We start from the raw sequence: 14,130 nt of genomic DNA, 5'->3' as shown, positions 1-14,130 counted from the left end.
TTCGGGGAGGCTCGTGGCTCAGTAGGCGGAGTCGACGTTGTCGATCGAGCCGTACTTGTCGGCGGCGTAGTTCGCGGCCGCGGTGATGTTGGCGACGGGGTCGGTCAGGTTCTTCGGCGTGCCCTTGACGTGGTACGCGTCGAAGGTGGGCTGGATCACCTGGAGCAGGCCCTTGGAGGGGGTGCCGTTCTGCGCGTTCACGTCCCAGCCGTTCTGGGCGTTCGGGTCGCCGGCGGACTCGCGCATGATGTTGCGGTGCAGACCCTCGTAGGAGCCGGGGATGCCCTTGGACTTCATGATGTCCAGGGACTCCTTGATCCAGCCGTCGAGGTTGTCAGCGTAGTTCTTGTCCGCAGCGGCGGCCTGGGAGACCTTCTTGCTCGCGGCGGCCGGCTCGGCGGCCTGGGCGGGGGAGGGGGCGACGGTGAGCAGAGCGGCCGCGGCTCCGGCGGTGGCGAGGCCCGCGACGGAGAACGAGCGGATGCGGGCGATGCGGGCGGTGCTGACTCGGGCGGTGCTGGTGCGCGTCGTCATACGGGAGTGAACCTTTTCCATGGGGGACGTGGGGCGGGGCCGGTCCATTCGAAATGGCGATGTACTCGCGCTGTTCGAGTTCCGGCCCTGCGACGTCGTCCATGGTTAGCGGCGAGAGGAAAGGGGCGCAAGGATGTGACGTACTACCCGGCTACGTAGTAGTTTTCGGGATGAGTATGTTCGCTGGAATTACGCGGCCCTAAATGCGATTGGTATCTACTACCGCCCTTAGCGTGTGATGTGGCCCCTATGGGCGGGCTCACAAGCAAGGGACGAGTATGCCCGACCGTTCCGCTTCTATTCCTGCTGGGTCTCCTGAATTTGTGCGGAGGGTGTTCGTCGCGCCCTTTCGCAGGCGAATACCGGGCCGTGCCGCTGCCACTCGTGGCCTTTGACAGGGCCGATCGGGGCAGTGGCCCGCAATCCGACACGTGAACCCCATGACTTCGGGTACCGGGCTCTTGCGCCCGGTACGTCCCGGTCCTCACGCACCCGAGCGCCAGGGTTCAAGGCCAAGGCGCGGGAAATGCCGCCCGGCCGCCGCCGGAAGCCGACACAGCACCCGGATCGGAAGGAAGGCCGTCATGACGAAGACCGTTGTCATCACCGGAGCAAGCGCGGGGATCGGCCGGGCCGCCGCCCGCGCGTTCGGGGCGCGCGGCGACGACGTCGTCCTGATCGCCCGGGGCCGGGCCGGACTCGACGCGGCGGCCCGCGAGGTGGAGGAGGCGGGCGGGCGCGCACTCGCCATCACCGCGGACGTCGCCGACCACCGGGCGGTCGAGGCGGCGGCCGACGCGGCCGTGCGGGCCTTCGGCCGCATCGACGTGTGGGTCAACGCCGGGTTCACCTCGGTCTTCGCACCCTTCACCGACATCACGCCGGAGGAGTACGAACGCGTCACGCGGGTGACCTACCTGGGATTCGTCAACGGCACCCGGGCCGCGCTGGCCCATATGACGCCCCGTGACACCGGCACCATCGTGCAGGTCGGATCCGCGCTCGGCGCACGATCCATCCCCCTGCAGTCCGCCTACTGCGGGGCCAAGCACGCCATCAACGGCTTCACCTCATCCGTACGCACCGAACTCATGCACCAGGGCAGCGGCATCCGGATCACCGTGGTCCAGATGCCCGCCGTCAACACCACCCAGTTCTCCTGGGTCCTCTCCCGGCTGCCCCGCCGACCACAGCCGGTGCCGCCGATCTACCAGCCCGAGGTCGCCGCGGCCGCCGTCGTGCAGGCTGCCGATCACCCCGGTCGCAAGCAGTACTTCGTGGGGGCCAGTACGGCGGCGACCCTCGTCGCCAACAAGTTCGCGCCGGGACTGCTCGACCGCTACCTCGCCCGCACCGGCTTCGATGCCCAGCAGACCGACGAAGCCGAGGACCCGAACCGCAGGCACAACTTGTGGCACCCGGTGGACGACGACACCGACCACGGGGCGCACGGATCCTTCGACCAGGAATCCCGCCGCCGCGACCCGCAGCTCTGGGCTTCCCGGCATCCGGCGCTCGCGGCCGCCGCGGCTGTGGGTGTCGCCGGGGGAGCGATGGCGCTCGGCGCGCGGCGCCGGGGAAAGCGGTGAGAGAGGCGGGTGTGACAGTGGACGTCTCGGGCACCCGGGTGGGGAGAAAGTGCCGCGCCGCCCGGCCCCGGCGCAGAGGGGGCCGGGCGAGCAACGAGGAAAGGTGTCATCTGTGTCGCGAGTCGAAGAGTCCATCGCGGTCAATGTGCCGGTCCGCACGGCGTACAACCAGTGGACCCAGTTCGAGACGTTCCCCGAGTTCATGGAGGGCGTGCAGCGGATCGAGCAGCGCACCGACGAACTCACCCACTGGGTGACGAAGATCGACGGTGTGGAGCGGGAGTTCGACGCCACGATCACCGAACAGATCCCGGACGAGCGCGTGGCGTGGACCACGGTGAAGGGACAGGCCAAGCAGGCCGGCGTCGTCACCTTCCACCCCCTGGACGACACGCGCACCAAGGTCAAGCTGCAGATGGACTACGCCCCCGAAGGCCTGGCCGAGACGGTCGGCGACAAGCTCGGCTTCGTCAAGCGGCAGGTCGCCGGAGACCTGGGACGGTTCAAGCAGTTCATCGAGCAGCGCGGTGGCGTGGAGACCGGCGCCTGGCGTGGCGAGGTCTGACCCCTCAGAGGCCTGACCTCTGACGAGACGAGGCTGAGGCCCGGACCAATCTGGTCCGGGCCTCAGCCGTCGTCGCTGCGTCGCGTCGCGGCAGCACTCTGAGCACTCTGAGGGCAGTACTGAGGACCCGCTCAGCCGGACCGCTCGGACGAAGCCGCGGCGGTCGCGTTCTGTGCCGAACCTCCGTGGCCCGGCAGGTGGTACACGTTGAACGCCTTGCGGATGACCGGCTGCGCGACATTGCGGACCGGTACGCCACCACTGGTCATGCCGTGTTCGGTGCCGGCATGCGCGTGGCCGTGTACGGCCAGGTCCGCGCCCGCCTCGTCGACCGCCTCGGCCAGGAGATAGCTGCCAAGGAACGGGAAGATCTCCAAGGGCTCGCCCGCCAAGGTGTCCGGTACCGGCGCGAAGTGCATGAGCGCGACCCGGGCGTCGCAGTCCTGCTCCGCCAGTTCGCGCAGCGAGGTCCGCAGCCCATCGGCACAGCGGCGGGTGTACCGGATGAACTCCTTCATCAGTGGTTCACCGAACTCGCTGCCGCTGCGGCCGATGAACCCGCCACCAAAGCCCTTGGTGCCGGCCACCCCCACACGACCGCCGTCGACCTCGACGACCGTGCCCTGCCCCTCGAGCACCTGGACGCCCGCATCGCGCAGGATGCCGGTGACCTCGTCGGGCCGCTCGTCGTGATGGTCGTGGTTGCCGAGCACCGCGACGACCGGCACCGGCAGAGCGGTGACCTCCCGGGCCACGACACGAGCCTCTTCCGGTGTGCCGTGACGCGTAAGGTCGCCCGCCAGGAGCAGCAGGTCCGCACAGTCCGGGAGGGTCTCGAAGGCCGGCCGGAGCACGCCCTGACTGTCGAGGCCCATATGGATGTCCCCCACGGCTGCGACGCGGATCATGCAAGCTCCTCGGGGTGGTCGGGGGCCGACGACTCGGCCACCACGATGTCGAAGTGGACCGTCAGCCCGTCCAGCTCCTCGTGCACGGTGCGCCGCAGTTCCTCGCGGCAGTGTGTCGTGGGCACGGTCCCGGCGACCATCACGGACGGTCCGCGGCTCTCGATGCGGACGCCCAGTTCGCCCAGCTCCTCGGCGGCGAGCCGCTCCTTGAGGTGGGCGATGCGATAGTCGGCATGTGCCTGGTCGTTCATCGGTCTCCTCCTTGCGGTGCGCTTCCTTCCGGTGCGCTTTCCTGCGGCGCGTCTCCTCGCGGGGCGATGACCTGAAGGCGTTCCAGCAGATACAGGAAGGCCGCCGGCATCGGCGCATCCCCGCAGTCGCGGCGGACCTCCTCCCAGTCGATCTTCTCGCGCAGTAACCGCGCGATCGGCAGGACGGCGCCGAAGTCGCAGTGATGCTCCGAGAAGGCGGCGAGCAGGGCCCGCACCAGGTCCGTCGGTGCGAGGACCGGCATCAGCACGGAGTCCACCGGCAGCTCCGAGGCGCGCCCCAGGAGCTCGGAGTCCACCGGCTGGTGAGCCAGCTCGAAGATGAGGTCGATGTCCTGCCCCAGGCACTTGGCCTTGAGCAGCCAGTCCTCCGGCGGCGCGTACACCGGCAGCCCGGCATCGGTCAGGGTCGCCGCGACCGCGTCGGCGTCCTCCGGCCTGATGCAGAAATCGGCGTCGTGCTGGAGGTTCCCGGTCCCGCCGTGCGCGTGTACGGCGACGCTCCCGGCGAGGGCGAAGTCGTGACCGCCCCTCTTGAGTACGGCGCCCACCTTCTTGGCTGCCTCGAGGATGGCTTGATTGAGGTCGGGGGGCAGTTCCTCGGCGGGGGAGTCGTGATGTGTTCTCACCCCGATGGGCTCTCCCGACGACGGCTCGGTGACCGGCCGTTGCCGGTCGTCGGTGGAGGGGCCTGGGGTGGCGTCTTCCGCGTTCCGCGTCACCTGCTGCTCCGTTTCCGGACACCGGCTGCTGCACTGAACGCGCAGGTCGGCAGTCTCCGACGATCTCCGATCCAGGCACATCCGATACCCGGTCCGCCGATTTCTATCCGGCCCGGTCCGCCGTGGGGCGCAATCGCGCATCGGTGCGCGGGGTGCCGCCCGCCCCTGAGCCACGGGGCGACGGGTGAGCCTTCTCCGGGCATCTCAGGGCCGCCGCCACTCATCACTGCGGAGGTGGGAGCCGGCTTGGGGGCCCATCCGCACCATGCCGCCGTCCGCGACCCAGGACGCGCCGGTCACGTACGAGGAGTCAGGGCCCGCGAGGAACGCGATGACGGCGGCGATCTCACGGGCGTCACCCGGGCGGCCGAGCGGGATGCCGGGGCGGTCCACGCCATGCACGTCCGTGTCCTCCTGCCCGGTCATCGGGGTGGCGATCTCGCCGGGGGCAACGGAGTTGACGGTGATGCCGTGCTCCGCGAGTTCCAGGGCCATCACCTGGGTCAGCAGCCCGAGTCCGCCCTTGGCGGCACAGTAGGGGGCCGCGCCCACCCGGGGCTGGTGCTCGTGCACCGAGGTCACGTTGATGATCCGGCCCGCGTCGCCCTGCCGGATCATGCGGCGCGCGGCGAGCTGGCCGCACAGGAACGGGCCGACGAGGTCGACGTCGAGGACTCGTACGACGTCCTCGTGCCGGAGATCCAGGAAGGGCGTGCGGGTGCCGGTGCCGGCGTTGTTGACCAGGACGTCGATCCGGCCGAGGCGCTCGGCGAGCTCGTCGACCACCTGCGCGGCATCCGGCAGCCGGGACAGGTCCATCTGGGCGACAGCCGCGCGCCGACCGTGCGCGCGTACCTCGTCGGCCGTCCTCTCGGCGCCTTCCTGATCGCTGTGCCAGGTGATCCCGACATCCATCCCGGCCTCGGCGAGACGGACCGCCGTCGCCCGGCCGATGCCGGAGTCGGCGCCGGTGACGACGGCCGCTCCGGTGGTGGCCGTGGTGCGCTCGGTCATGCAACCTCCTCGTGTGCCGGGCCCCGACCCGTCGACGGACGCGGGGGCGTCAGCTCGGGCCGTCGGACGGATCACCGGGCACCCTGCGTCCAGGTTCGGTCATGCACGCCTCCGGGTCTCCTCGAGAACGCGTGGCGAAACGCGTGGCACCCATCGCGTACGGCCCGTCCCGGTGGCGGTGGAGAGGTGGGAGTCCGGACGGCGTGCGAACTTGGATCACATGACTTCTCCCCACCAGCCGGACCCGGACCCCCGCCCCCGGGACCCGAACCCCGATCCCAGCAAGGCCACAGGCCTGGAAGCCGGCGGGAGCGTGCCGCCGGGGGAGACCCCGCCCGCCGAGAGCAGCATGTCGGGGGCAGGACCCGAAGAGACGCACAATCCCTCCAAGGGCTGGTCGAAGGGTCCGCTGGCCCTGATCATCGGCCTCGTCGTGCTGGTCGCGGCGTTCTTCCTCGTCTACGCGCTCGTCCTGTTGCTCTGACGCGGGACAGCGGCACGTCGGGTGGCGCACGCGGCCAAACGCCCCAACCCAGGGTCTGACGCCGCGCTTTGGGGGCACTCCTGGGTCATGCGCGAGAAGCGGCGGCTCAGGACGAGCCAGGTCGACGGGCCCGGGATCTCCCGAGTCCGTTCGGGACGTGGGTTTCGCTACAAGGATGCTTCGGGGCGCCCCGTCACCGACCCCGAGGAGAAGGAGCGCCTGCGGAGGCTCGTCATCCCGCCGGCCTGGCAGGACGTCTGGATCTGCCCCTGGCCCAACGGGCACCTGCAGGCCGTCGGCACCGACGCCGCAGGCAGACGCCAGTACCTGTACCACCCGCGGTTCCGCGAGCGCCAGGAGACGGCGAAGCACGACCACGTCCTTGAGGTCGCCCGCGCACTGCCCGCGGTGCGCGAGCACGTGACGGAGGACCTCGGCCGTCGCGGTCTCTGCCGCGAACGTGTCCTCGCCTGCGCCGTCCGCCTGCTCGACCTCGGCTTCTTCCGCATCGGCAACGAGTCCTACCGGCGCGACAACGGCACGTACGGACTGACCACCCTGCTCAAGGAGCACGCCTCCTGCCGGGGCGGGGAGGTCTGCCTCACGTATCCGGCGAAGTACTCCAAGACGCAGACGCGCGCGCTCGTCGACGCGCCCGCCTGCAAGGTGCTGCGCGCCCTGTTGCGCCGAAGCGGCGGGGGCCAACGGCTGTTCGCCTACTGGCAGGGCGGGTCCTGGCACGAGCTGAACGCCCCCGAACTCAACGACTACCTGCGCGACCGCGCCGGCAAGGACATCACCGCGAAGGACTTCCGCACCTGGCACGCGACCGTCCTCGCCGCGGTCGCCCTCGCCGTGTCCGCACGGATCGCCGATGAGTCCCGTACCGCACGCAAGAGCGCCGTCACCCGCGCCGTCCGCGAGGTCAGCGTGTACCTGGGCAACACGCCCGCGGTGTGCCGCGCCTCGTACATCAACCCGCGCGTCATCGAGCTCTTCGACGAAGGCCGCACGATCGCCGGTGCGTTGGAGCAGCTGGGCGACGGCGCCGAGTTCGGCCACCCCGCGACTCAAGGGGCCATCGAGCAGGCGGTACTGCGGCTGCTGACGTGAGGTGACGGGCGCGGGGCCCGACCGGCGGAGCGTCGGTCGGGCCCCGGCCTCGAGGGGGCTCAGCGCTTGAGCATGAAGGCGAAGTCGCCGGAGACCTTGCCGTTCAGCCGGACAGCCGAGACGACCTTCCCCGCAGCGATCAGTCGGCCGACCTCGGCCCGCGAAAGACCGCAGCCCTCCGCGATCAGGCGCACCGGCCGCACGGGTATCCGCGCCGCGAAGCGGACCGAGACGTCGACCACCTCGCGGTCCAGATGATCCGAACCGGCGGTGTCGAGCCGCCAGGCGTCGTCCCAGTCGAGAGCGATGCGATTGCGGCGCCGCACGACCGGGTCCTGGAGCAGCCCGGCCGCCAGGCCACGGTCGTTGCCATGCATCCGGTCCAGCAGCTCAGGGCGTACGGAGCGCACAGGCACCCGCTCCAGGACCGTGAGCTTCGCCGTGTCCCCACAGGTGCCGCAGAGCACGAGGAGCCAGGCGTCGAGGACCTTGCGGTTCGCGTTGACGCGAAATCTGCCGTCGGCCCGGAAGCGATCGGACGCGCACGCGTGACAGCGGCGCAGAACGGTCGGCAGGCAGGTGGGCACGACCACCCAGTCGTTGAGCACAGAAGTACACCGGTTTCAGTGAGAAGTCCGCAGCAAAAAGGAGCGCGGCGCACAGGCGCGACGCGCGACGATTCAGCACTCGGGAGGACTCACACGGTGTACAACGGCACGTCCTTTCCTGGACGACTCGGTTCGGCAGCACCGTAGGCGCGCACAGCGACACCCCACCACTGATTTTTTGGCGCCCTTTCAGATGCCGCCCCACGACTGCCGCGGCACCTGATCGGACTATCAGCCCGTGCCGTCCAGGCAGCGGCGTTCAAGAGTGGTCGCATGACCGAGCGCTCACGACGCACCCAGGCCGCCCCCCGCCGGTCGGCGCAGCGCGCCGACGAGCACGGCGTCCCGGACCTGCGGGAACTGGTCGGCGAGGCATGCCGGACGCTGACCGAACTCATCGGTCACCGCGCTGAAGGCGTGTCGGCCGTCTGCCCGACCGAGAGCGACGGCTGGCGGGTCAGCGTGGATGTCCTGGAGGTGGCTCGCATTCCCGACACCACCAGTCTCCTGGCCACCTACGAGGTGGATCTGGACGCGCACGGACGCCTGACGCAGTACCGCAGAGTCCGCCGCTACCGACGCGGCTGGGCGGACAGCTGAGGCGCACCTTCTGCGCCGTCGAGAGGAGCAGGCCCTTTCATGACCACCACCTACAGCGAGGACGTCGTCCCCTGCGCGCCCCGTGCGGGCACGCTTTACGACGTCCTGGAACTCATACTCGACCGCGGCATGGTCATCGACGTCTTCGTGCGGGTCTCGCTGGTCGGCATCGAGATCCTGAAGATCGACGCGAGGATCGTCATCGCGTCCGTCGACACCTACCTCCGCTTCGCCGAGGCATGCAATCGCCTCGACCTCGAACACGACTCCCGCAGCAAGACGGTCCCGGAGCTCTTCGGCGGCGGCGCGGCCACGGCCGTGGGCAAGGCCGGTGCCAGGAAGGCCGCCCGGTCCGTCGGCGACAAGGTCAAGGACACCCTGGGCCTGGACTCGGGCTCCGACGACGACGATGACGACGAAGAGGAGCGGGGGACCAGCCGCCCGCGCCGCAGCGCACCCTCGCGCTCCTCCTCCCGTTCCCGCTCCACATCCCGCGCCGGCCAGCGCCCCCGCGCACGGCGCCGCGACGAAGACGAAGAGGACTGACCGTGCCGACTCCCCCCGGCCCGCCCGGCTTGTACGTGTACGCCATCACCGCACCCGAGCACGCCGCACACGCACGGAGCTGCCGTGCCGTCGGCGACGAGAACGCCGCCGTGTCGGTGCTGAGCCGGGACGGCCTCGCCGCCGTCGTGAGCCGGGTGGCGGGGCGTCCCCGCGCGCGCCGGCGTGACCTCAGCGCCCATCAGGACGTACTCGCCGAACTCGCCCGGCAGGGTCCTGTCCTGCCCATGCGCTTCGGAGTGATCGCCCCCGACGAGGAGACCGTCCTTGCCGGTCTCGACGCCGCCCGTGAGGCCCATCTCGCCGCGCTGACACGGCTGGAGGGCAAGGCGGAGTGGAACCTCAAGGGCGAGTCGGTGCCCGAGTCGCTGCCCGACGTGCTGCGCGAGGACGCCGGCCTGCGCGCGCTGCGCGAGTCGACACGGCGGCGCCCGGGGTACGAGGCGAACGTGCGCCTGGGAGAAGCCGTCGCCGGCGCGCTGCAACGCCGGGCGGAGCAGGCCGCCGCCGACGTGATGGCCGAGCTGCGCCCGCTGGCAGCGGAGACGCGTGAGGGACGCGAGAGCGCCGGAGGGGCCATGAACGCCTCCTTCCTGGTGCCGCGGAGCGCCGAGACCGCCTTCCGCAAGGCGGTTGATCTGCTCGCCACCCGTTGCCGGGGGCGGATCACGCTGACGCTCACGGGGCCCTTGCCCTGTTACAGCTTCGTGAGCGCCGAAGCCGTACCCGCAGGCGCGTGACATGGGACTGATCAGCGGCATCCTGCTGCTCCCGCTGGCACCGATCCGTGGTGTGGGCTGGGTGGCGGACCGGCTGATCGAGGCGGCGGAAGCCGAACTGTATTCACCGGACTCGGTCAGAGCGCGGCTCGCCGCCCTCAACGAAGCCCTGGACCAGGGCGACATCGATCTCGACCAGTTCGAACGCGAAGAAGAGCACTTGCTCGACCTGTTGGAACGTCGTCCTTACCGCCCGGCCTCCTGACTTGGTGCGCGGCGGCGTCGGCCTCGACTCACGGGAAGTTCCTGATGAATGAATGCAACCGAATCGCTCTTGGCGCAGCAGTAGCCGGGGGATACCTCCTGGGCCGCACCAAGAAGGCCAAACTTGCCTTTGCCGTGGGCTCCTATCTCGCGGGTCGCAAGTTCGGCCTCTCGCCACAGGAACTGCTCCGGCAGGGCGCCCAACGCTTGCGCGAGACACCGCAGTTCGCCGACCTCAGTGAACAGGTGCGGGGCGAATTGCTGGACGCGGGGCGGGCCGCGATGTCCGCCGCGGCCGGCCGTCAGATGTCGTCCTTCACGGACAGACTCGCCGAGCGCACACAGGCTCTGAGGTCGTCACGGGAGCAGGACGCGGACGACGGGCAGGATGACGAGCAGGACGACGACTGGGATGACCGGGACGCGCGGTACGACGACGAGGCCGACGAGGCCGATGACGTAGAAGACGACGACGAAGAAGACGTGGACGATGACGAGGAAGGCGGCGACGAGGAAGACGACGACGAGCCGTCGTCGCCTTCTCGTGGCCGGACCTCACGTCGACACCGCAGCGCCGCAGGCCGTGACGAACACGGTCACGACCACGACCGCCGACGCCCGAGCCGGGACACGGATCGCCGGTCGACGCCGCGGCGGAGAGCGAGTCGGGAACGCTCCGTCCCCAGGTCGGGAGCGAAGAAGTCCCAGGGCAAGAAGTCCGCGATAGCGCGTACTGAACGCGAAGGGTCCAGGGGCGGCAAGGACGGTGCGGAACCACCGGCGGCGAAGAAGGCCTCCTCCGGCAAGAGGGCCGCGGCAAAGAAGGCCCCGGCAAAGAAGGCCCCGGCGAAGAAGGCTTCCCCCGCCAAGAAGTCCGCCGCGAAGAAGGCCACTCCGGCGAAGAAGGCCACCCCTGCGAAGAAGACCGCCGCGAAGAAGTCGGCCTCCGCCAAGAAGACGGCGACGAAGAAGACAGCGGCGAAGAAAACGGCGAAGTCCACCCCCGCGAAGAAGACGGCAGCGAAGAAGTCGACGCCGAGGAAGTCGACGGCGAAGAAGACAGCGGCGAAGAAAACAACAGCCAAGAAAACAACAGCGAAGAAGACAACGGCAAAGAAGACAACGGCAAAGAAGTCCGCGGCGAAGAAGACGACAGCGAAGAAGACCGGTGCCGCCAAGAGGTCGAGCGGCAGAGCGACGACGTCGCGTTCGAGGCAGAGGAGCTGACCGGCCATGGCCGAACGGAAGAAGAGCGCCGGCAGCGGCGAGGAGTCGGGCATGGACCGGCTGCGTGATGGGTTCACCGACTTTCTCGATGCGCAGGCGCAGAACCTGACGGACAAGTTGGGTGACGCGCTGGGTGGTCTCACCGACAAACTGCAGGACGTGGCGGACAACGGCGGGTCCCTCCCCAAGATGGGCGCCCGGATGCTGCAGGGCGACTCGCCCGCGAAGGCCGTCGTGGCGGAGAAGGCCAAAAACCTCAAGGACAGCGTCGTCGGCAAGGCGAAGGACCTGTTCTCCTCCGGTGGTGGCGGGGGAGGATCAGGCGACACGAAGGTCACCAACATCGTCGAGGTGATCGACGTGGGTGTCCCGCTGCGGACGGTCTACGACCAGTGGACCCAGTACGAGGAGTTCAGCGGTTTCACCAAGGGTGTCCGCAGTGTCTCGATGTCCGACGACGACGTGAGCTCGGACTGGAAGCTGAAGGTCGGTCCGTCCAGCAGGAGTTGGAAGGCGACGGTCCAGGAACAGGTGCCCGACGACCGGATCGTCTGGTCCTCGGAGGGGAGCAAGGGCAGCACTCGCGGGGCCGTCAGTTTCCACGAGCTCGCCCCGACGCTCACCCGTGTCGTCGTGATCGTCGAGTACTACCCCGCCGGCTTCTTCGAGAAGACCGGAAACCTGTGGCGTGCTCAGGGACGCCGCCTGCGGCTCGACCTCAAGCACTTCGCCCGCTACGTGACGCTCAACGCGGACGACGAGGTGGAGGGCTGGCGCGGTGAGATCCGGGACGGCGAGGTCGTCCGCACCCACGAGGAGGGCCTGGAGGACGACGACTACGACGACGAGGGCCGTGACAGCGACTCCGAGTCCGAGTACGACGACGAGGACCAGGACCAGGACGCCGACGAGGAGTACGACGACCAAGGCGCCGAGGAGTACGACGACCAGGACGCCGACGAGGACGAACCAGAGGAGCGGGACGAGGACGCCGAGGAGGATGAGGAAGACGAGGAGGATGAGGAGGACGGTGAAGGCGAGGAAGACGGGGGCGCCCGACGGCCCCGCCGCGCCCGATCCGCCCGCAGGCGGTGAACGGCTCCATGGACGAACTCGACACCTGGCGCTCGTCACCGCAGGGATCGGACCTCGGCCGCCCCGCTGACGGGAGCCTCGCCGACATCCTCGAACGGGTGCTGGACAAGGGCATCGTCATCGCCGGCGACATCAAGATCGACCTGCTCGACATCGAGTTGCTCACCATCCGGCTCAGGCTGTTCATCGCCTCCGTGGACACCGCGCGCAAGGCCGGCATCGACTGGTGGGAGACCGATCCGGCCCTGTCGTCGAGCGCCGCCCGTGACGATCTCCGCGAGGAGAACCGGCGGTTGCGCGCCCAGTTGGAAGAGCTCACTCCCGCCGACGACGGACCGAGGCGACCGGAACGCATGAAGGAGAAGCCCCACTGATGGCAACAGCGCAAGAGCCCGCGCACGCCGTGTGTGTGTTCGCCGTCCGACGAGGCCGAGGACCGGAGTTGCCCCCGGATCTGGCGGGCCACGAAGGCGGTGGCCCCCTGCGTCTGGTCCCGGCCGGTGCTTTGTGGGCCGTGGTCCAGGACGTTCCGGCCGACGACTACTCCGAAGAGGCACTGCGCGAGCGGCTTTCCGAACCCGCGACGCTGGAACGCTGTGTACGGGACCACCACACGGTGGTGACCGCGTTCGCCGCGCGGGGCGGGGCGATCCCGCTCCCGTTGGCCACGCTGTATCACTCCGAGGAGCGGTGTCGGGCCGCCTTGGTGGCGGATGTGCCGCGCTTCGAGCGCACTCTGGAACGGATCACGGGCCGGAACGAGTGGGCGGTCAAGGTCAACCTGCTCTCCGGCCGGAAGCTCGATCCGCGGCCCCCGCAGGAATCCCCGGCGCGCGACGAGGCGCCCGCACCCAGCGGACGTGCCTATCTGGCCCGGTTGCGCGAGCGAGGACAGGAACGCGATGACCGCCGCCAACGCGCAGTGGATGCGGCCGAGTTGCTCGACCGTGCCGTCCTTTCGATCGCGGACGCGACCGTGCGCCGCCGACTGCACGGCGCCGAGATCGTCGGCCGTGACCGTACGCAGATCTTGAACGCCGCCTATCTGGTTCCCGAGCGGAGTGCACCGGAGTTCAACGCACTGCTCGACCGGCTGCGGGCCGCGCCCGAGTTCGAGGGCTGCGAGGTGGAGGTCACCGGGCCCTGGGTGCCCTACTCGTTCGTGGACGCGGCTTCCCTCACGGAAACACACGACCGACCGAACCACGGCCCACACGACGCACCGCACCGCAGCCCACACGACACACCGCATGACGCGCCGCAGTCGAAGAGCCGCCTCGCCGGCCGACCCGGCCCCGGCGCCGTAGGGAGCCGCACATGAGCCCGCACACGGCCCCCCAACCGGTTGCCTGGCAGGGACCGGACAGCGGCGCGCCCATCGGAGTTCCCCTCGTCGACCTCCTCGACCGGGTGCTGGCCACCGGAGTCGTCGTCAGCGGCGACCTCGTCATCGCCATCGCGGAGGTGCCCCTCGTACGGATCTCGCTGCACGCGCTGCTGGCGTCCGTGAGCGAGCGGGTCCCGGCGCCGTGGGCCGACGGAGGGCCACTGTGAGCGCGACTTCCCGAGTGGACCTGGACCCCGACGCGGTCGGCCGTGACCTGGCCTCCCTCGTCCTGACCGTCGTCGAACTGCTCCGCCAGCTGATGGAGCGCCAAGCCGTGCGCCGGTTCGACGCCGGGGACCTCACCGACGAACAAGAGGAACGAGTCGGAACCGCGCTCATGCTTCTCGACGAACGCATGACCGACCTCTGCGAGCGGCACGGACTGCGTCGCGAAGACCTCAATCTCGACCTGGGTCCGCTCGGCTCCCTGCTGCCGCATGACTGACGTCGTGCGCGGTGGTGGCCGCC

Annotated in this window: 20 protein-coding genes; 14 read left to right on the top strand and 6 right to left on the bottom strand. The window is 69.7% G+C overall.

Going from position 1 to position 14,130, the window contains the following annotated elements; translation table 11 throughout:
- Window positions 1-18 precede the first annotated feature (18 nt).
- Window positions 19-534, bottom strand: a complete 516-nt coding sequence (locus tag ACWGIH_RS08830; protein ID WP_453444910.1) for a transglycosylase SLT domain-containing protein — start codon at window positions 532-534, stop codon at window positions 19-21.
- 584 nt (window positions 535-1,118) lie between these two features.
- Here ACWGIH_RS08830 and ACWGIH_RS08825 point away from each other — a divergent pair.
- Together ACWGIH_RS08825 and ACWGIH_RS08820 are read left to right on the top strand one after the other, a co-directional pair.
- The gene (locus ACWGIH_RS08825) at window positions 1,119-2,123 is read left to right on the top strand and encodes an SDR family oxidoreductase (RefSeq protein WP_453444908.1); all 1,005 of its coding nucleotides are present in this window, start codon (window positions 1,119-1,121) and stop codon (window positions 2,121-2,123) included.
- A 112-nt stretch (window positions 2,124-2,235) separates the two neighbouring features.
- Window positions 2,236-2,688, top strand: a complete 453-nt coding sequence (locus ACWGIH_RS08820; protein ID WP_453444906.1) for an SRPBCC family protein — start codon at window positions 2,236-2,238, stop codon at window positions 2,686-2,688.
- Between the two features lie 131 nt (window positions 2,689-2,819).
- Here the strand turns inward: ACWGIH_RS08820 and ACWGIH_RS08815 are convergent, their stop codons facing one another.
- From ACWGIH_RS08815 to ACWGIH_RS08800, 4 genes are all read right to left on the bottom strand, one after another.
- Entirely contained in the window at window positions 2,820-3,596 is a 777-nt protein-coding gene (locus ACWGIH_RS08815; protein WP_453444904.1) for a metallophosphoesterase family protein, read from the bottom strand.
- On the bottom strand, window positions 3,593-3,847 hold the full coding sequence (locus ACWGIH_RS08810; protein WP_453444902.1) for a hypothetical protein: 255 nt from the start codon (window positions 3,845-3,847) through the stop codon (window positions 3,593-3,595). The genes ACWGIH_RS08815 and ACWGIH_RS08810 overlap by 4 nt, the downstream gene beginning before the upstream one ends.
- Complete coding sequence (locus tag ACWGIH_RS08805; protein WP_453444900.1) at window positions 3,844-4,587, bottom strand: hypothetical protein; 744 nt, start codon at window positions 4,585-4,587, stop codon at window positions 3,844-3,846. The genes ACWGIH_RS08810 and ACWGIH_RS08805 overlap by 4 nt, the downstream gene beginning before the upstream one ends.
- Window positions 4,588-4,791: 204 nt before the next feature.
- Window positions 4,792-5,601, bottom strand: a complete 810-nt coding sequence (locus ACWGIH_RS08800; protein ID WP_453444898.1) for an SDR family oxidoreductase — start codon at window positions 5,599-5,601, stop codon at window positions 4,792-4,794.
- Window positions 5,602-5,821: 220 nt separating this feature from the next.
- Between ACWGIH_RS08800 and ACWGIH_RS08795 the strand changes: the two genes are divergently transcribed.
- Together ACWGIH_RS08795 and ACWGIH_RS08790 are read left to right on the top strand one after the other, a co-directional pair.
- Window positions 5,822-6,085, top strand: coding sequence for a DUF6480 family protein (locus ACWGIH_RS08795; RefSeq protein ID WP_453444892.1), 264 nt, complete (start codon window positions 5,822-5,824; stop codon window positions 6,083-6,085).
- Window positions 6,086-6,172: 87 nt separating this feature from the next.
- Window positions 6,173-7,198: a DNA topoisomerase IB gene (locus ACWGIH_RS08790; RefSeq protein ID WP_453444890.1), complete on the top strand. Its 1,026-nt coding sequence runs from the start codon at window positions 6,173-6,175 to the stop codon at window positions 7,196-7,198.
- A gap of 59 nt (window positions 7,199-7,257) precedes the next feature.
- Here ACWGIH_RS08790 and ACWGIH_RS08785 read toward each other — a convergent pair whose 3' ends face one another.
- Entirely contained in the window at window positions 7,258-7,806 is a 549-nt protein-coding gene (locus tag ACWGIH_RS08785; RefSeq protein WP_453444889.1) for a DUF1062 domain-containing protein, read from the bottom strand.
- 273 nt (window positions 7,807-8,079) lie between these two features.
- On the opposite strand from ACWGIH_RS08785, the gene gvpO reads away from it, so the two are divergent.
- The 10 genes from gvpO (at window position 8,080) to ACWGIH_RS08735 (ending at window position 14,107) form a co-directional block, all read left to right on the top strand.
- Entirely contained in the window at window positions 8,080-8,406 is a 327-nt protein-coding gene (gvpO, locus tag ACWGIH_RS08780; RefSeq protein WP_453444888.1) for a gas vesicle protein GvpO, read from the top strand.
- Window positions 8,407-8,445: 39 nt separating this feature from the next.
- A complete protein-coding gene (gvpJ, locus tag ACWGIH_RS08775; protein WP_453444886.1) occupies window positions 8,446-8,952 on the top strand; it encodes a gas vesicle protein GvpJ in 507 nt (168 codons plus the stop codon).
- Window positions 8,953-8,954: 2 nt separating this feature from the next.
- Window positions 8,955-9,710 carry a GvpL/GvpF family gas vesicle protein gene (locus tag ACWGIH_RS08770; protein WP_453444885.1) on the top strand — a complete coding sequence of 252 codons (756 nt, stop codon included), beginning with the start codon at window positions 8,955-8,957 and terminating at the stop codon, window positions 9,708-9,710.
- A gap of 1 nt (window position 9,711) precedes the next feature.
- Entirely contained in the window at window positions 9,712-9,954 is a 243-nt protein-coding gene (locus tag ACWGIH_RS08765) for a gas vesicle protein GvpG (protein ID WP_453444883.1), read from the top strand.
- 281 nt (window positions 9,955-10,235) lie between these two features.
- On the top strand, window positions 10,236-11,180 hold the full coding sequence (locus ACWGIH_RS08760) for a histone H1-like repetitive region-containing protein (protein ID WP_453444881.1): 945 nt from the start codon (window positions 10,236-10,238) through the stop codon (window positions 11,178-11,180).
- Between the two features lie 6 nt (window positions 11,181-11,186).
- Entirely contained in the window at window positions 11,187-12,275 is a 1,089-nt protein-coding gene (locus tag ACWGIH_RS08755; protein WP_453444880.1) for an SRPBCC family protein, read from the top strand.
- A gap of 8 nt (window positions 12,276-12,283) precedes the next feature.
- Entirely contained in the window at window positions 12,284-12,649 is a 366-nt protein-coding gene (locus tag ACWGIH_RS08750; RefSeq protein WP_453444879.1) for a gas vesicle protein, read from the top strand.
- Window positions 12,649-13,596: a GvpL/GvpF family gas vesicle protein gene (locus ACWGIH_RS08745; RefSeq protein WP_453444878.1), complete on the top strand. Its 948-nt coding sequence runs from the start codon at window positions 12,649-12,651 to the stop codon at window positions 13,594-13,596. Before ACWGIH_RS08750 ends, ACWGIH_RS08745 begins: the two co-directional genes overlap by 1 nt.
- On the top strand, window positions 13,593-13,829 hold the full coding sequence (locus tag ACWGIH_RS08740) for a gas vesicle protein (protein ID WP_453444877.1): 237 nt from the start codon (window positions 13,593-13,595) through the stop codon (window positions 13,827-13,829). The genes ACWGIH_RS08745 and ACWGIH_RS08740 overlap by 4 nt, the downstream gene beginning before the upstream one ends.
- Window positions 13,826-14,107, top strand: a complete 282-nt coding sequence (locus ACWGIH_RS08735) for a gas vesicle protein K (RefSeq protein WP_453444876.1) — start codon at window positions 13,826-13,828, stop codon at window positions 14,105-14,107. The genes ACWGIH_RS08740 and ACWGIH_RS08735 overlap by 4 nt, the downstream gene beginning before the upstream one ends.
- The last annotated feature ends 23 nt before the right edge of the window (window positions 14,108-14,130 follow it).

Source organism: Streptomyces sp. NPDC054872, from assembly GCF_053610705.1.
This window is presented reverse-complemented; position numbering and strand designations above follow the sequence as displayed.